Source organism: Cognatilysobacter lacus (assembly GCF_008274655.1).
GTDB lineage: Bacteria > Pseudomonadota > Gammaproteobacteria > Xanthomonadales > Xanthomonadaceae > Cognatilysobacter > Cognatilysobacter lacus.
In genome coordinates this window covers 1-17,096 of record NZ_VTRV01000013.1, presented here as the reverse complement: position 1 = coordinate 17,096, position 17,096 = coordinate 1, and the positions used below count along the sequence as shown (strand labels likewise).

Below are 17,096 nucleotides of genomic sequence, written 5' to 3'. Positions count from 1 at the left end.
GGCGGTCTGGGTAATCGGAAATGGGTGTGGATCGTCGGGTGCAGGGCGGCGACGTCGATCGCGCGGCGGAATGCCTGCTTCAGCAGCGACGGACGCAATCGCGAACGCCGTGGCCGCAACCTGCAGCGCGCGCCGTGCGCACCGCACCCGCTACATGTCGTGTTTCTTGAGCTCCAGCCCGCGCGCCTGGTACTGCTTCCAGCGCTCGCGCAGCGGTGCGCGTGCCGATTCGTCCGCGGGCACCACTTCCAGGACGCGGTCGAACGCACCGTCCACCGCGGCGTCGCGCAGGTTGATCACGAGCGGGCGCAGGGGAACGTCGGTCTCCGGCGCCGCGATCAGCACCTCGGCCTCCTCCTCGTCCTCTTCGCTGCCGGCGATCTGGTGCGGGATGTAAACCTCGTCCCCCATTTCCCACAGCATGTCGTCGAGGGCTTCGGCCTGCGCCTGTGAACGCGCGAGCACCAGCGTCGGCAGCCCGGCATCGAACGCCTTGCGCGCGAGCTCGCAGACGAGCCGGAGCGGCTCGCTGCGAAAACGCGGCGTGGTGACGAGGTAGAAGTCGGCGCGCGCCATGGGTCAGGCGCCGGCGCGGTCCATCAACCACTGCGACAGCATGCCGACCGGTCGACCGGTGGCCATGCCGCGCTTGCCCTCGTCGTTGGCGACGCCGGCGATGTCCAGGTGCGCCCAGCGCTGGCCTTCCGTGAAGCGCGACAGGAAGCACCCGGCGGTGATCGCGCCGGCCCAGCGGCCGCCGATGTTGTAGACGTCGGCGAACGTCGACTGGAGTTGCGTCTGGTACTCGTCCCACAGCGGCAGCGGCCAGGCGCGGTCGAACACGGTCTCGCCGGCCGCCAGCAGCTCGGCCGACAGCGATTCGTCCTTGCTCATCAGGCCGGCAGCGTACTTGCCGAGCGCGACCACGCAGGCGCCGGTCAGCGTCGCGACGTCGAGCAGTGCTGCGGGCTCGAAGCGCTGCGCATAGGTGAGCGCATCGCAGAGGATCAGGCGGCCTTCCGCGTCGGTATTGCCGACCTCGATGGTCTTGCCCGACATCGACGTGATGACGTCCGATGGGCGATAGCTGTTGCCGTCGAGCATGTTCTCGACCGCGGGCACCACCACGACGAGGTTGAGTGGCAGCTTCAGCCCGACGGTGGACACGAACGTGCCCATGACCGTCGCCGCGCCGCACATGTCGTACTTCATTTCCTCGACGCCGCCCTGCGTCTTGAGGTTCACGCCGCCGCTGTCGAACGTGATGCCCTTGCCGACCATCACGTAGGGCTTCGCGTCGCCGCCACCGTTGTACTTCAGGACGATGAGCTTGGGCGGGTTGGCGGAGCCGCGCGCGACCGCGAGCAGCGAACCCATGCCCAGCGCTTCCATCTGCTCGCGGTCGAGCACTTCGCAGCTGCAGCTGTCGAAGCGCGAGGCGAATTCCTGCGCCTGCTGCGCCAGGTATGCCGGGTTGCAGATGTTCGGCGGCAGGTTGCCGAGCTCGCGCGTGAACTGCACGCCGGCGGCGATCGCCTGGCCGTGCGCGAGGGCCAGCGCATCGCTGCCGGCGACGGTGACGCGCTTCAGGCCGGCCTCGATCTTGGCCTTCGACTTCTCGCCGAGCGTCGCGGTGTAACGATAGCCGGCGTGGTCCGACGCGATCACCGCCTGGCGCGTGGCCCATGCGGCGTCGCGGCCCTTTACGGGCACCTGCGGCAGCGTGTTCACGGCGTGCGCGACCGGGCCGGCCTTCAGCGCGCGTACCGCGTCGCCGAGCGCCTTGATGTATTGGGGCACGCCGAACTTCGCGGCGTCGCCCAGGCCGACCACCAGCATGCGCGGCGCCTTGATGTCGGGCAGGTCGTGCAGCAGCGCGGTCTTGCCGGTCTTCCCGCTGGCGTCGCCGCGCTCGATCAGCGCGGACAGCCGGCCGCCGCTGGCGGCGTCGATCGCGGCCGCGGGCTCCGTGAGCGTCTTGTCGGCGAATATGCCGACGATGATGCAGTCGGCCGCGACGGTCGCCGGCGCGTCGGAGGTGAGGTGGAATTCGAGTGCCATCCAGCAATCCGGGGTCGTGAAAAGGGATTTACGTACAATCGCCGACTCTGTGGGCCGAGTCGCCGGCATCGCCGGATCATGCACCCGACCTCGCCGTAAGGCGCGGCGCCGGGCCGTTGAACGAACGACGAGTCTAGATCAGCCCCCCGCGAATGCTGAAATTCGACCGATATCTGCTGTCTGAGTTCGTACAGGCCACGCTGGCGACCACGCTGGTGTTGCTGATGGTCGCCTTCGGGGCGGTCTTCGCCGACGTGCTGCGCGATATCGCCGAAGGGCGATTCCCCGCGGACATGCTGCTGCCCCAGCTGGGGCTGCTGTTCCTCAACTGGCTGCCGATCATCCTGCCGCTGGCGCTGATGCTTGGGCTGATGCTCGCGGTCGGGCGGCTCTACCGGGATTCGGAGATGCCGGTGCTGGCCTCGGTCGGCATCGGGCCCGGGCGGCTGTTGCGGCCGGTGCTGGGGCTGGCGCTCCCGGTGATCGCGGTGATCGCGATGTGCTCGCTCTGGCTGGCGCCCTGGGCCGAGCGCGTCTCCAAGGAGATGGTCAACGCCGCGACCCGCAACTTGCTGGTGGCGGGGCTGGAACCCGGGCGCTTCACGCCCATCGCCAATGGTGGGGTGGTGTTCGTCAGCCGCATGTCGACCGACGGCACGCGTTTCGAGCGGGTTTTCATCTACCGCCAGAAGAAGGACCGCCTCGACGTGACGACCGCCAAGGGCGGCCACCTGGAGGCCGACGCGGACGGACATCGCTTCCTCGTGCTCGACGACGGCTTCGAGGTCGAGGGCCCCCGGCAGGGCGCGGCGCGCGATTACCGGCTTATGCGCTACCGCAGCAACCAGGCGGAAATGCCGGCGCCGAAGGGCCGCTACGACCCCGACGACCCCCGCCTGCTGTCCACCCTCCGGCTGCTCACGGACGCGCGCCCCTCGGCCAAGGCTGAACTGCACTCGCGCATCGCGCCGCCCTTCCTAGCGCTCGCCTTCGCGCTGCTGGCGGTGCCGCTGGCGCGCAGCTCGCCGCGTGAAGGCCGGCTGGGGCGGATCGCGATGGGTTTCCTGATCTACCTGGTCGCCACGATGCTGTCGCTCTACAGCATCAAGCTGATCACGAACGGAAAGATCCCGACCGCGCTCGGCCAATGGTGGCTGGTGCTTCCGCTGCTCGCGCTCGGCGCCTGGCTCTATTTCACCGACGGCCGCATTCGCGCACCGCGCCTGCGGGGAGCCTCCCGATGAAGCCGTTCCCGAAGATCCACGACATCTACGTCGCGAGGCTGGTGATCGGCACCATCCTGCTCACGTGGATGGTGCTGCTCGGCCTCGACGTCACGCTCGCGCTCGTCGGCGAGATGGGCGACGTCGGCAAGGGCGCCTACGGCTTCGGCAAGGCGGTCGCGCACGTCGCGTATACCGCGCCTCGGCGTGCCTACACGCTGTTTCCGACGGCCGCCGTGATCGGCGCGTTGATGGGCCTGGGGCAGCTCGCGGCGTCGTCCGAGCTCACGGCGCTGCGCGCGCTCGGGCTGTCGCGTCGTCGGCTCGGCGTCACCGTCGCCGGCGCGGTGGCGCTGCTGACGCTGCTGATGGTCGTCAACGGCGAGACGCTCGGGCCGTGGGGCGACCGCATGTCCAACATCGTCAAGCAGACGGCGACCAACCGGGACACCGTCGTCGCACGCTACTCGGGCCTGTGGGCGCGCGAGGGCGAGTTCATCCTCAACGCGCAGGGCGGGCAGGAGCGCACGGCGAACGGACGCACGTGGCTGGAGCTGCGCGACGTGCGCCTGTACGAATTCGAGGCCGACGGACGCCTGAAATCGATTTCGCAGGCCGCGATCGCCGAGCATCGCCCCGGCAGCTGGCTGTTGCGCAACGTCACCCGCACGACCTTCGCGGCGAAGTCGGTCTCGCGCGAGTCGATCCCCGAGCAGGTCTGGGCGTCGCGGCTGGACACGGCCGCGCTCACCGCCGACATCGACAGCCCGCGCAACCTTGCCTCGAGCGAACTGCGTGACGCGATGGAATACCGCGAGCGCAATGGCCTGGATGCCAACGAGTTCGAGGAGCATTACTGGGGTCGCTGGTTCTATCCGTTCAACGCGCTCGCGCTCTGCATCGCCGCGGTGCCGTTCGCGTTCGGCACGTTGCGCAGCGGCGGCCTCGGCCGGCGGTTGTTCCTTGGCATCGTGTTCTCGCTGGGCTTCTGGCTGGTGCAGGAGACGTTCGTGCGCGCCGCACGTGCGTTCCAGCTCGACTACCGCATCGCCTACGTCGCGCCCACGCTGCTGATGCTGGTGCTGTCGACGATATTGTTCCGACGCCGGTCGGGTTGAGCCGGGCGCGCGCTTCGACGCGTCGGCGTCGGAGCACGCGGCTCACCAGCGCGACACCGTAGCGATCGGCTGTGCCGTCGCCTCACCCGCGCTTGGCGATGCGTTCCATGCGCGTGCCGCTCGCGCGGTCATGCCAGGTCAGGCGGTCGCGATCGATCCACGCCCACCAGAAGCCGAGCCCGCCGAGCAGCAGCGAAACCGTGCCGACGAGGTAGCGGATCGCCAGCGCGCGCCGGTCCGGAGGCGCATGCAGGCCGACCAGTCGCAGTCGCCACGGGCGCATACCGATGGTCTGCCCGCCGCGTTGCCAGCTCACGACCGCATAGATGCCGGCGATCAGCCAGCACGTGATCCACAGCAACGTGCCGAGCCAGGTGAAAGGCGCGACGTACTCGCGACGCGCGTGCCCCGCAAGCGAATACGCGACGTTGAACGCGGCCGACGTCAGCATCCAGAGCGCGGCGACGGGCCAGAAATCGTACGAAAGCGCGAGCAGGCGCCAGCCGATATGGGCGCGCAAAGTTGGGGTCGATGCCATGCGCGAAGGATAGTCGCTAAGCTGCGACGCATGGATTCGAACCCGGCATCGCGACGCGCGGGCGGCATTTCGGCGCGACGCCAGGCCGCGATGGCGCAGCCGGAAATCGGCCCTTCCGATGCACGCCTGATCGACCGCCACCTCGATGCGATCTGGGCCGAAACCGGCCTGTCGTCGTCCTCGCGCGAGAGCTATCGACGCGACCTTGGCGGCTTCGCACGCTGGCGTGGACGCGACGGCGCGCTGCTTGACGCGGGGGCTTCCGATCTCTCCGATTACCTGGCGTGGCGCGCGCGCGCGGGCTATTCGCCGCGCAGCAATGCACGGCTGCTCTCCGCATTGCGCGGGCTGTTCGGCTGGTGCCTGCGCGAACGCCTGCGCAGCGACGACCCGACCGCCTTGCTCGGCTCGCCGACGCTGCCGCGCCTGTTGCCGAAAGCGCTCACCGAAAGTCAGATCGCGGCGCTTCTGGCGGCGCCGGACGTCGAGTCGTCGACGGGCCTGCGGGACAAGGCGATGCTGGAACTCATGTACGCGACCGGCCTGCGCGTCAGCGAGCTGGTCGGCCTGCCTACGCAGGCGGTGAACCTCCGGCAGGGTGCGCTTCGCGTCACTGGCAAGGGCAGCCGCGAGCGCCTGCTGCCGATGGGCGAGGAAGCGCAGCACTGGCTCGAGCGCTACGCGACGCACGCGCGCCCGGCGCTGCTGGGCAAGGGCCACGGCTCGACCTACCTTTTCGTCGACGCGAAAGGCGAGCCACTCACGCGCCAGCGCTTCTGGTCGACGGTCAAGCGCATGGCCGCGGTGGCCGGCATCGACGCCACGCGCATTTCGCCCCACGGCCTGCGCCACAGCTTCGCCACGCACCTGCTCAACCATGGCGCCGACCTGCGCTCGCTGCAGATGCTGCTCGGCCACAGTTCGCTATCGACCACCCAGATCTACACGCTGGTGGCGCGCGAGAAACTCAAACAGCTGCACCGCATGCACCACCCGCGAGGCTGACGTGGCGCCGCCGGCTAGACGACCGGCCTCGACCCGCCTCCAACCCCGCAGCTGAACTGCAGGCCCGCGCGCGCCCGGCCGCCGCGGTCGCCCATGCCACAATCCGGCGGTCTCCTCCGAGTGCCGCCGTCCGATGCGCAGCTTCCGCAAGCCCGTCCTCCTCGCCGTGCTCGGCGTCGTCAGTCTCGCCGCGTGTGCGAAGGTTCCGGGCGACGCGCGCAAGCCCGCCGACACCCCGAAGGCCGGCGCTTCGCTCGCCCGTACCGCAGGGTCGACCGTCGAGGCCAAGCCGGCCGCCGGCACCCCTGACGCCCGTGCGATCGACGCGATTCGCGTGCTGGAGCCGCGGGCGGTGGTCGAGCACGTCGGTAACGCGCCTCTGCCGGGCTTCCGCGAGGTGGTGGTGGCCGGGCAGGTCGCGTACGTCAGCGACGACGGACGCTACCTTTTCATCCCCGGGGCTGGCGGCGCCCTCTACGACACGGTGAACAAGAACAACCTCACCGAGGTATCGCTGGCAGGGCTTCGCACCAAGCTCCTGCAGCAGATCCCGCAGAGTGACCGGATCGTCTTCGCGCCGCCGAATCCGAGGCACCGGGTCACGGTCTTCACCGATATCAGCTGCGGCTTCTGCCGCAAGTTCCACAGCGAAATCGCCGAATACAACCGTCAGGGCATCGCGGTCGAATACGTGGCCTTCCCGCGCGCCGGCATCGGCAGCGACGACTACCGCCAGATGGTCTCGGTCTGGTGCGCCCCCGACCGCAGGAAGGCGCTGACCGACGCCAAGAACGACCGCATGCCGCCGATGCGAACCTGCAAGAACCCGGTCGACATGGAGTACGACATCGGCCAGCGCGCGGGCCTGACCGGCACGCCGATGGTGATCGCCGATGACGGCACGCAGCTGGGCGGCTACGTCCCGCCGGACAAGCTGCGCGAGATCCTCGACAAGATGGAGCCGGCGAAGAAGGCCGGTTGAGGCCGGCCGCAGCGCCCGGGACGGTACAATCTCGGGCCCTGCCGTCGCACGGTCCGTCGGACATGATCGTCCTCGAGGGCGCCCCCGCCCTGTCGTCGTTCCGCCTGGAGCGGCTCCAAGCCCGTCTCCGCAGCCTCGAACCCGAGATCCGACTGGCCGGTACCCGGCATGTCTACTGGGTGATCCCGGAGGCCCGCGCACAGCCGGACCTTGGCAAGCTCTGCCAGATCCTCGATGCCGGTACCGGTGTCGCCGAGCGCGAGGCGGACGTGGTTTCGCGCTATGCCACGCCACGGCTTGGCACGCGTTCGCCGTGGTCGAGCAAGGCCACCGAGCTCCTCCGCGGCGCCGGCCTGCCGGTGCAGCGGGTGGAGCGGGGCACGCGCATCGACCTGCATGGCTGGCCCGCCGACGCCGCCACGCAGGGCCGCCTCGCGAAGGTGCTGCACGACCCGATGACGCAGTCGCTGCTCGAGGCGCGCGAGGACGCCATCGCGCTGTTCGAGGCGCCGTCGCGCGGTGGGGTCGAACGCATCGACCTCGCCGACCTCGAGAACGCGAACCTGCGACTCGGCCTCGCGCTGGCCGACGACGAGATCGCGTACCTGCGCGAGCGCTATGCGGCCTTGCGCCGCGCGCCGTCCGACGTCGAGCTGATGATGTTCGCCCAGGCGAACTCCGAGCATTGCCGGCACAAGATCTTCAACGCGAGCTGGACGATCGACGGCGTCGATGCGCCCAAGTCGCTGTTCGGCATGATCCGCCACACCCACGCGACCACGCCGCAGCACACGCTCACCGCCTACAGCGACAACGCGGCGGTCGTGGCCGGCTATCGCGCGCAGCGCTTCCGTCCGTCCGGCGCGGACTTCACCTATCGCGGCGAAGGCGAGGTGGAGTCGGCCTTCTGCATCAAGGTGGAAACGCATAACCATCCGACCGCGATCGCGCCGTTCCCCGGCGCGTCCACCGGCGCCGGCGGCGAGATCCGCGACGAAGGCGCGACCGGTCGTGGCGGCAAGCCCAAGGCGGGCCTGGCCGGGTTCTCCGTCTCGCACCTGCGCATCCCCACGCTGCCGCAGCCGTGGGAGGCACCGCGCGCGCTGAACCCGCGAATGGCGCCCGCGCTGGAAATCATGCTCGACGGCCCGATCGGCGCGGCCGCGTTCAACAACGAATTCGGCCGGCCGAACCTGCTCGGCTACTTCCGCAGCTTCGAGCTGCCCGAAGGCGACATCGCACGCGCCTACGACAAGCCGATCATGCTCGCCGGCGGCCTCGGTGCCATCGACCGCATCCAGGTGCAGAAACACGGCCTGCGGCCGGGCGACGCGATCGTCGTGCTGGGTGGGCCGGCGATGCTGATCGGCCTCGGCGGCGGCGCCGCGAGTTCGGTCGCGTCCGGCGAAAGCCACGAGGCGCTCGACTTCGCCAGCGTGCAGCGCGACAACCCGGAGATGGAGCGCCGTTGCCAGGAAGTGATCGACCGCTGCGTGGGCCTGCGCGAAAACAATCCCATCGCCACCATCCACGACGTCGGCGCCGGCGGCCTGTCCAACGCGATTCCAGAACTGCTGCACGACAGCGGCCTGGGCGGCGTGATCGATTTCGACCGCGTGCCCAGCGACGATCCGTCACTGTCGCCGATGCAGCTGTGGTGCAACGAATCGCAGGAACGCTACGTGCTCGGCCTGCCGCCGGAGCGTGTCGAGGAATTCAGCGCGATCTGCGAGCGCGAACGCTGCCCGTTCGCGGTGGTCGGCGTCGCGACGTCGGAGGAGCGCCTCGTCGTCGGGCACGGCGCCACGCCGGAAACGGTGGCTGCGGGCGAAACCGGTTGGCCGATCGACATCCCGATGGACGTGCTGTTCGGCAAGGCGCCCAAGATGCATCGCGACGCCACGCACCCGCCGGCGCCGAAGTGGCCCGCGCTGAAGTGGGGCGGGCTCGACCTGCATGACGCCGCGCTGCGCGTGCTGTCGCATCCGACCGTCGCGTCGAAGAATTTCCTGGTCACGATCGGCGATCGCAGCGTCGGCGGATTGACGGCGCGCGACCAGATGGTCGGCCCGTGGCAGTTGCCGGTGGCTGATTGCGCAATAACGTTCGCCGGTTTCGACACGCATGCGGGCGAGGCGATGGCGATCGGTGAGCGCGCGCCCATCGCGTTGCTCGATTCCGCCGCCGCCGCGCGCATGGCGGTCGGCGAAGCGATCACCAATCTCTGTGCTGCGCCGGTGGATGCGCTCGATCGCATCAAGCTGTCGGCGAACTGGATGGCCGCGTGCGGGCATCCGGGCGAGGACGCGCGGCTGTTCGACGCGGTCGAAGCGATCGCGATGGAGTTGTGCCCCGCACTGCAACTCGCGATCCCGGTCGGCAAGGATTCGCTTTCGATGCAGGCGCAGTGGCAGGCGGACGGCGTGGCGCACAAGTCGGTGTCGCCGGTGTCGCTCGTGGTCACCGCGTTCGCGCCGGTCGAGGACGTGCGCGGCCAGCTCACGCCGCTGCTCGATCGCGAGCTCGAAAGCGACCTGTGGTTGATCGGCCTGGGCGCCGGAAAACAGAGGCTTGGCGGCTCCGTCCTGGTGCAATGCCATCCGGAAGCCGGCTCGAACGGCGCACTTCCGGCGTTCGCGGCGGCGTCCGAGCGCGACGGCTTCGGCGTTCCCGACCTCGACGATCCGCAGCGGCTTTGCGACCTGTTCGAACTCATGCGCGCGGCGCGGCAGGCGGGCCTGGTGCGCGCGTATCACGACCGCTCCGACGGCGGCGCGTTCGCGGCGCTGGCGGAAATGGCGTTCTGCTCGCGTACCGGGCTGGACATCTCGCTCGACGCCTGGGGCGAGGATCCGTTCCGCACGCTGTTCAACGAGGAGCTCGGCGCGATCGTGCAGGTCGCGATCGAGGATCGCGCGGAATTCGCGGATCTCGTCGCGCGTCACGGCCTGATCGACTGCGCGCAGCGCATCGCGCGCCCGACCGCCTCGCCGCAGGTGCGCGTGCGCAGCGACGGCGAGACGCTGGCCGAGTGGGGCTGGCAGGAATTGTTCGACGCCTGGTGGTCGGTGACGCATGCGATGCAGCGGCTGCGCGACAACCCCGATTGCGCCGACGAGGAACGCAGCGTGGCGCGTGACTTCAACGCGCCGGGTCTGGTGCCGAAGCTGACGTTCGATCCCGGCGACGACGTGTCGGCGCCGTATGTGAATACGGGTGCGCGGCCCCGGGTTGCGATCCTGCGCGAGCAGGGCGTCAACGGGCAGATCGAGATGGCATGGGCGTTCGATCGTGCCGGGTTCGCGGCCGTCGACGTGCACATGAGCGACCTGATCGCCGGCCGTGTCGACCTGCGCGACTTCGCCGGCCTCGCCGCCTGCGGCGGCTTCAGCTACGGCGACGTACTGGGCGCGGGCCGCGGCTGGGCCACCAGCGCGCTCGAGCGCAGTGCCGTGCGCGAGGCGTTCGCGACCTTCTTCGTGCGCGAGGACACGTTCGCGCTCGGAGTCTGCAACGGCTGCCAGATGATGGCGTCGATGGCGCCTGTCATCCCCGGCGCCGAGCATTTCCCGCGGCTGCTGCGCAATCGCAGCGAGCAGTTCGAGGCGCGCCTGGGCCTGCTGCACATCGCGGAGTCGCCGTCGATATTCATGACCGGCATGGAAGGCTCGCGGATCCCGGTGGTCGTCTCGCATGGCGAGGGGCGCGTGCATTTCGATGCAGACGCCAGCCGCGCCGCGATCGCCGTGTGCGGACGCTATGTCGACGGCCGCGGCGAACCCACGTCGCAGTACCCGCTCAATCCGAACGGCTCGGTCGACGCGATCGGTGCGTTCACCAGCGCGGACGGCCGCGTCACGCTGCTGATGCCGCACCCTGAACGCACGCTGCGGACGGCCAACCTCAGCTGGGCGCCGCGCGAGTGGCCGGCCGATTCGCCCTGGCTGCGGATGTTCCGCAATGCCCGGGCGTGGGTCGGATGACGCCATGGATCGCGCCGCGACGTCGCGGGCAGCATTCATGTGCGACCGCCGAAACCGCGGCGCCACGCTGCTAGAGTCGGCAACCTGTTCGTGGAGGTGCGCTTGAACGCGTTACTCGGTCCCAGCGAGGAATCCATCGGCGGCGATCCCGTCGAGTCGCGCATCGTCGAGCTGCTGCTCGAGCGCGGCCGGCTGAAGGACGCCGACCTCGCACGTGCGCGCCGGCTGGAGGCCGAGACCGGCGGCTCCCTGCTCGCGCTGCTCGGCCGTCTCGGGCTGGTGTCCGAACGCGACCATGCCGAAGCGGTGGCCAGCGTGCTGGGCCTGCCGCTGGTGGCGACGAAGGACCTGCCGGACCTGCCGCCCGAGAACGCGCTGCTGTCGCCCAAGTTCATGCGCCAGTTCCATCTCTGCCCGATCCGCGAGACCGAGGCCGCCGTCGACGTGCTGATGGCCGACCCACAGGACGGCTACCAGCTCGATGCGCTACGCCTGGCGATGACACGCCCGCTGATCCCGGTGGTCGGGCTGCGCTCGGAGATCGATGCGCTGATCGAGCGCTGGCATGGCCAGGGCCGCAGCGCGATGGGCGCGATCGTCGACAACGCCGATGGCGAGACCGGCGAGGTCGACGACGTCGAGCACCTGCGCGACCTCGCGTCCGAAGCGCCGGTGATTCGCCTGGTCAACCTGATCATCCAGCGCGCCGTCGAGCTGCGTTCGTCGGACATCCACATCGAGCCGTTCGAAACCGCGCTGAAGGTGCGCTATCGCGTCGACGGCGTGCTGCACGAAGGCGAAAGCCCGCCGCCGAACCTCACCGCCGCCGTGATCAGCCGCATCAAGATCATGGCCAAGCTCAACATCGCCGAACGCCGCCTGCCGCAGGACGGCCGCATCCAGCTGCGCGTGCAGGGCCGCGAACTCGACCTGCGCGTGAGCACCGTGCCCACCGCGCACGGCGAAAGCGTGGTGATGCGACTGCTCGATCGCGAGTCGATCGTGCTGAGCTTCGAGAAACTCGGTTTCACCGACAACTTCCTCGCCGATTTCCAGAAGGTGCTCGACCAGCCGCACGGCATCCTGCTCGTCACCGGCCCGACCGGTTCCGGCAAGACCACGACGCTGTACACCGCGTTGAGCAAGCTAAACACGCCGGACGTCAAGATCATCACCGTCGAGGATCCGGTCGAATACCAGATCGAGGGCATCAACCAGATCCAGGCCAAGCCGCAGATCGGGCTCGACTTTGCGCATGCGCTGCGGTCGATCGTGCGCCAGGATCCGGACATCATCATGATCGGCGAAATGCGCGACCTCGAGACCGCACGCATCGCGATCCAGTCGGCGCTCACCGGCCACCTGGTGCTGTCGACGCTGCATACCAACAACGCGGCCGGTGGCATCACGCGACTGCTCGACATGGGCGTCGAGGACTACCTGCTCACGTCGACGATCAACGGCATCCTCGCGCAGCGCCTCGTGCGCCGGCTGGAGCCGACGCATGCCGAGCGCTATCCGGCGTCGCCGGAAGAAATCGAGAAGTTCGGCCTACGCCGCCTGCAGCCGGAGGGCGAGATCTTCCTGTTCCGGCCAAAGGGTTCGCCGCTGGCGCCGACGGGTTACCACGGGCGCACCACGATCATGGAATTCCTCGTCATGAACGACGAGCTGCGCCGCGCGGTGATGCGCCATGCCGGCATGGGCGAGATCGAGGAGATCGCGCGCACCGCGGGCATGCGCACGATGTACGAGGACGGCATCGCCAAGGCACTGCAGGGCCTGACGACGATCGAGGAAGTCCTGCGCGTGACGGAAGACGCCTGAGCCCCACATGGCGCTCTTTCGCTACAAGGCGCTGAACCCGCGCGGCGAAATGCTCGACGGCCAGATGGAGGCTGCGAGCGTCGACGACGTCGTGCAGCGCCTGCAGGCGCAGGGACACATGCCCGTGGAGGCGCGACTTGCCAGCGAAGGCGGCGGCCCAGCGATCTGGAAAGGCCTGTTCAAGCCCAAGCCGTTCGGCGGGGCGCGGCTCGTGCAGTTCACCCAGCAACTCGCGACGCTGCTCGGCGCCGGGCAGCCGCTCGATCGTGCGCTGTCGATCCTGCTGGAGCTTCCGGAAGACGAAGCTGCGCGCCGCACGATCGCGGACATCCGCGAGGCGGTGCGCGGCGGTGCGGCGTTGTCGACCGCATTGGACCGCCAGCACGGCACGTTCTCGCGCCTGTACGTGAACATGGTGCGCGCGGGCGAGGCCGGCGGCAGCCTGCACGAGACGCTGTCGCGCCTGGCCGATTACCTCGAACGCGCCCGCGCACTGCAGCGCCGCGTCATCAACGCGTTGATCTACCCGGCCATCCTGATGGTGATGGTGACGCTGAGCATGCTGTTCCTGCTCGGCTACGTCGTGCCGCAATTCGCGCAGATGTACGAGAGCCTGGGCGCGGAGCTTCCGCTGTTCACCAAGATCATCCTGGCGATCGGCAATTTCGTGCGCGAGGCGTGGATCGTGATCGTGGCGGCGCCGGCGCTGCTGGTCTGGTGGATCGAGCGCAAGCGCCGCGACCCCGCGTTCCGCCTCGCCTTCGACGCGTGGCTGCTGCGTCGCAAGATGGCCGGCATGCTGGTGGCTCGCATCGAGGTCGCGCGGCTGGCGCGCACGCTGGGTACGCTGGTGCGCAACGGCGTGCCGCTCATCACTGCGCTCGGCATCGGCCGCAACGTGCTCGGCAACCGCATGCTGGCCGGCGATGTCGAAAAGGCGATGGACGAGGTCAAGAACGGCGTCGCGCTGTCCACCGCGCTCGGGCGTGGCAAGCGATTCCCGCGTTTGGCGCTGCAGATGATCCAGGTGGGCGAGGAGTCGGGCGCGCTGGAGAGCATGCTGATGCGCACCGCCGAAACCTTCGAGCATGAAACCGGCCTCGCGCTGGACCGCATGCTCGCCGCGCTGGTGCCGATCGTGACGATGGTGCTGGCGTTCGTGATCGGCGTGGTGATCCTCGGCATCCTGGTGCCCATGTACGACCTGACCGGGCAGATCGGCTGATAGTCCGGCAGGGGCGTCTGGGGCGCTGCCCCGGCGGGAACGAAGCGCGGCCCGGGCGGTCGATCGTCATGCCGCTACGCAAAAACCTGAACAAACCGGCCGGATTCGCCGCTTCATCTCGCGATTTTGGTAAACATGCCGCCTTTCCCCCTCCAATCGAGCCGCCATGCGCAACCGTTCCCTGACCCGCTCGCCCGCCGGCCGTGCACTGCAGCGCGGCATGAGCCTGATCGAGATCATCATCGTCATCGTGCTGATCGGCATCGTGCTGACCTTCGTCGGCAGCCGCATCCTCGGTGGTGCCGATCGCGCGAAGGCCAACCTCGCCAAGTCGCAGGTCATGACGCTTGCGCAGAAGGTCGACCAGTACAAGATGGACGTCGGCTCGTACCCGACTTCGCTCGGCGATCTCGCCTCGCAGCCGCAGGGCAGCACGGGCTGGCTGGGTCCGTACGCCAAGGAAGCCGACCTCAAGGATCCGTGGGGCAATGCGATTTCCTACAAGGCACCAGGCGACGAGGGTCACGCGTTCGACCTGATCATCCTCGGCAAGGACGGCAAGCCCGGCGGCACCAGCTACGACGCCGACCTGCGCAACGAATGAACCGACGCGCGCGACCGACGGCATCGCCCGCCGCCGGCCGCGCGCGCGGCGTATCGCTGATCGAGATCGTCATCGTGATCACGTTGATCGCGATCATCAGCCTTCTCGCAGCAGCGGCGATGACCGGTGGATTCAAGGGAATGCAGCTGCGCTCGGCGGCGAAGGACGTCGCCTCGCAGCTTCGCTTCACGCGCACGCGTGCGATCACCAGCGGGCAGACGCAGCGCTTCGTCATCGACCCCGCCGCCCATGCCTGGCGGGCGGTCGATCGCCACGGCGATATTCCCGACACGCTGCATGTGACATTCACCGGTGCGCGCGAACTTCAGCCGAAGCCCGGTGAAGGCGCGATCCTGTTCTTCGCCGACGGCGCGTCGACAGGGGGCCGCGTGCAGCTCTCGCGCGACACGGCCGCGTGGAACGTCGACGTCGCATGGCTCACCGGCGAAGTGAAGCTCACCCGGGCGGGCGGGGCGCCGTGAGTCGGCGTTACTCGCGCGGTTACACGCTGATCGAAGTGGTCATCGCCTTCGCGGTGCTCGCACTCGCGCTCACGTTGTTGCTCGGCACGCTGACGAACTCGAGCCGTCAGGTGCGCTGGTCCGCCGACGCCGGCCACGCGGCGATGCTGTCGCAGTCCGTGCTCGATCGAATCGACACCGAGGGCGCGTTGCAGGAAGGCGATCGCGACGGCGACTTCGAAGACCGCCACTACCGCTGGCAGTTGCACGTGCGACGTTTCGAGGGCCCGTCCACCGGCCAGCCCGTCGACCCGAATGCAGCCACATTGTTTGCACTCGACCTGACCATGACGTGGGGCGACGGCGGCCCGCGCGAGCAGCTCGAACTGCATTCGCTGCGGCTGGTGCCGCCCGGCGCGCAGGGGCCGCGGACATGATGCGCGCGCGCGGCTTCACGCTGGTCGAGGTGCTGATCGCCACGGTGCTGCTCGCGCTCGGGCTCACGCTGGCGTTCGCCACCATCACGGGCGCCACCGCAGCCGCGCGGCGCGGCGAGGAACTGGCCGCGAGCAGCGAGCACGTTCGCGCGGTCGAAGGCTTCCTGCGGCGGCGCCTGGCGGGCGCGCGCGCGGTGCCGTTCCAGATCGACCCCGCCACCAGCCTTCCGATGCGGTTCTCGGGCGACGAAGCGCACATGCGCTTCGTATCCGACCTGCCCGATTACATTGGCCACGGCGGCCCTTACCTGCACGATCTGCGCGTCGATACGGCCGCACCGGACGGCCGCGTGCGGCTGACGCTCGGCTTGTCGGTATTGCAGGAAGGCGTCGACACCTCCGCGCCCGACCGCGACCCCGAAGTCCTCGCCGAGGGCGTGCGCAGCGTGCGCTTCCGCTACCGCGGCCTTGGAGAGAACGGCAAGCCGGGCGACTGGAAGGACACGTGGACCACGGTCGAGCAGTTGCCCGTGCTCGTCGAGGTGCAGGTCACGGGTGCCGACGGCAAGCCGTGGCCGGTGCTGGCCGTCGCGCCGCGGCTTGCATCGGCCTATGCGACCGGGGTTACCCGATGAGCCGGATGCGCGGCGCCGCACTGCTGCTGGTGCTGTGGCTGATGGTGCTGCTGATCGCGCTGGTGGGCGCGTTCTCGATGGCGGCGCAGACCGAGGGGCTGCAGGGCCACGCCCTGGTCGACGGCGTGCAGGCCGACCAGATCGCGCGCGCCGGCCTCGAATACGCGTTGACCCGCGTCGGGCAGGCCGATCCGCGACGCCAGTGGCGGCCCGACGGCCGACCGTACCGATGGACGTTCGCCGACGCCGACGTCGAGGTGCGGATCGTCGACGAGGACGGCAAGGTCGATCTCAACCATGCCGACGCACCGCTGCTGACCGGTCTGCTGGTGGCGGTCGGCATCGAGCGGCCGCGGGCGGAGAAACTGGCCGGCGCGATCATCGACTGGCGCGATCCCGACCCGATGACGCAGCCGTCGGGCGGGGCCGAGGACCCCGACTACGCCGCCGCCGGGCTGCCCTACGGCGCCAAGGACAACGACTTCGAGAGCTCGGCCGAGCTGCTCCAGGTGCTGGGCGTCACTCCCGACGACTACCACCGCATCGCGCCCTACGTCACCGTGTTCAGCGGCCGGACGCTGCCGGAGCCGGCCTATGCCGGCGCGCCGGTGCTGACGGCGATGGGCATGGACGGCAAGGGGATCATCGCCCGCCGCGAGGCCTGGGATCCGAGCCGCGGGCAGCCTCTGCCGGGCGTTCCGGGCGGTGAAACGCTGCAGGCGTTCGGGAGCGGAACGTATAGTATCGAGAGCCGGGCCAGGCTTCGTGGCGGACGCATCGCCACGCTGGGCGCGGTTGTACGCACCGGGGGCAGTGCCATACCGGGCATGGCCTATACGCCGTTGCGTTGGGAGGAGGGGATTCCGTCACCATGACCTCGGTTCTCGAGGGCCGCATGCGCGGCTTCGCGCGGCTGGCCGCCCGGCTGGGTCCGCAAGCCACGAGCCTGCGCGGACTGCTCGCGTGGTGGGGCCACGCCCTCGCTGCGTGGCTGCCG

At 69.4% G+C, this 17,096-nt stretch carries 15 protein-coding genes; 12 read left to right on the top strand and 3 right to left on the bottom strand.

Annotation, left to right across the window (positions count from 1 at the left end; translation table 11 throughout):
- Positions 1-150: 150 nt before the first annotated feature.
- Both FW784_RS02325 and FW784_RS02320 read right to left on the bottom strand, forming a co-directional pair.
- The gene (locus FW784_RS02325; RefSeq protein WP_149351747.1) at positions 151-576 is read right to left on the bottom strand and encodes a DNA polymerase III subunit chi; all 426 of its coding nucleotides are present in this window, start codon (positions 574-576) and stop codon (positions 151-153) included.
- A gap of 3 nt (positions 577-579) precedes the next feature.
- Complete coding sequence (locus FW784_RS02320) at positions 580-2,061, bottom strand: leucyl aminopeptidase (RefSeq protein ID WP_149351746.1); 1,482 nt, start codon at positions 2,059-2,061, stop codon at positions 580-582.
- A 152-nt stretch (positions 2,062-2,213) separates the two neighbouring features.
- Between FW784_RS02320 and lptF the strand changes: the two genes are divergently transcribed.
- Positions 2,214-3,305, top strand: a complete 1,092-nt coding sequence (lptF, locus tag FW784_RS02315) for an LPS export ABC transporter permease LptF (protein ID WP_149351745.1) — start codon at positions 2,214-2,216, stop codon at positions 3,303-3,305.
- Positions 3,302-4,402 carry an LPS export ABC transporter permease LptG gene (gene lptG, locus FW784_RS02310; RefSeq protein WP_149351744.1) on the top strand — a complete coding sequence of 367 codons (1,101 nt, stop codon included), beginning with the start codon at positions 3,302-3,304 and terminating at the stop codon, positions 4,400-4,402. The genes lptF and lptG overlap by 4 nt, the downstream gene beginning before the upstream one ends.
- Before the next feature lie 82 nt (positions 4,403-4,484).
- Here lptG and FW784_RS02305 read toward each other — a convergent pair whose 3' ends face one another.
- Positions 4,485-4,940: an RDD family protein gene (locus tag FW784_RS02305; protein WP_149351743.1), complete on the bottom strand. Its 456-nt coding sequence runs from the start codon at positions 4,938-4,940 to the stop codon at positions 4,485-4,487.
- A 30-nt stretch (positions 4,941-4,970) separates the two neighbouring features.
- Here FW784_RS02305 and xerD point away from each other — a divergent pair, with 30 nt between their 5' ends.
- The 10 genes from xerD (at position 4,971) to FW784_RS02255 (ending at position 16,974) form a co-directional block, all read left to right on the top strand.
- Positions 4,971-5,945, top strand: coding sequence for a site-specific tyrosine recombinase XerD (gene xerD, locus FW784_RS02300; protein WP_425481569.1), 975 nt, complete (start codon positions 4,971-4,973; stop codon positions 5,943-5,945).
- Positions 5,946-6,078: 133 nt separating this feature from the next.
- Positions 6,079-6,927 (top strand): DsbC family protein, encoded by an 849-nt coding sequence (locus FW784_RS02295; RefSeq protein ID WP_149351742.1) that lies wholly within the window; start codon positions 6,079-6,081, stop codon positions 6,925-6,927.
- A 62-nt stretch (positions 6,928-6,989) separates the two neighbouring features.
- On the top strand, positions 6,990-10,910 hold the full coding sequence (gene purL, locus FW784_RS02290) for a phosphoribosylformylglycinamidine synthase (RefSeq protein WP_149351741.1): 3,921 nt from the start codon (positions 6,990-6,992) through the stop codon (positions 10,908-10,910).
- Positions 10,911-11,045: 135 nt separating this feature from the next.
- Positions 11,046-12,737, top strand: coding sequence for a type II secretion system ATPase GspE (gene gspE, locus FW784_RS02285; RefSeq protein WP_425481570.1), 1,692 nt, complete (start codon positions 11,046-11,048; stop codon positions 12,735-12,737).
- Between the two features lie 7 nt (positions 12,738-12,744).
- Complete coding sequence (gene xpsF, locus FW784_RS02280) at positions 12,745-13,962, top strand: type II secretion system protein XpsF (protein WP_149351739.1); 1,218 nt, start codon at positions 12,745-12,747, stop codon at positions 13,960-13,962.
- A 166-nt stretch (positions 13,963-14,128) separates the two neighbouring features.
- Positions 14,129-14,566 carry a type II secretion system major pseudopilin GspG gene (gspG, locus tag FW784_RS02275; protein ID WP_149351738.1) on the top strand — a complete coding sequence of 146 codons (438 nt, stop codon included), beginning with the start codon at positions 14,129-14,131 and terminating at the stop codon, positions 14,564-14,566.
- Positions 14,563-15,048 (top strand): type II secretion system protein XpsH, encoded by a 486-nt coding sequence (gene xpsH, locus FW784_RS02270; RefSeq protein ID WP_149351737.1) that lies wholly within the window; start codon positions 14,563-14,565, stop codon positions 15,046-15,048. Before gspG ends, xpsH begins: the two co-directional genes overlap by 4 nt.
- Complete coding sequence (gene xpsI, locus FW784_RS02265; RefSeq protein ID WP_187770641.1) at positions 15,045-15,464, top strand: type II secretion system protein XpsI; 420 nt, start codon at positions 15,045-15,047, stop codon at positions 15,462-15,464. Before xpsH ends, xpsI begins: the two co-directional genes overlap by 4 nt.
- The gene (locus FW784_RS02260; RefSeq protein ID WP_149351735.1) at positions 15,464-16,099 is read left to right on the top strand and encodes a prepilin-type N-terminal cleavage/methylation domain-containing protein; all 636 of its coding nucleotides are present in this window, start codon (positions 15,464-15,466) and stop codon (positions 16,097-16,099) included. Before xpsI ends, FW784_RS02260 begins: the two co-directional genes overlap by 1 nt.
- On the top strand, positions 16,096-16,974 hold the full coding sequence (locus tag FW784_RS02255) for a type II secretion system minor pseudopilin (protein ID WP_149351734.1): 879 nt from the start codon (positions 16,096-16,098) through the stop codon (positions 16,972-16,974). The genes FW784_RS02260 and FW784_RS02255 overlap by 4 nt, the downstream gene beginning before the upstream one ends.
- Positions 16,975-17,096 lie beyond the last annotated feature (122 nt).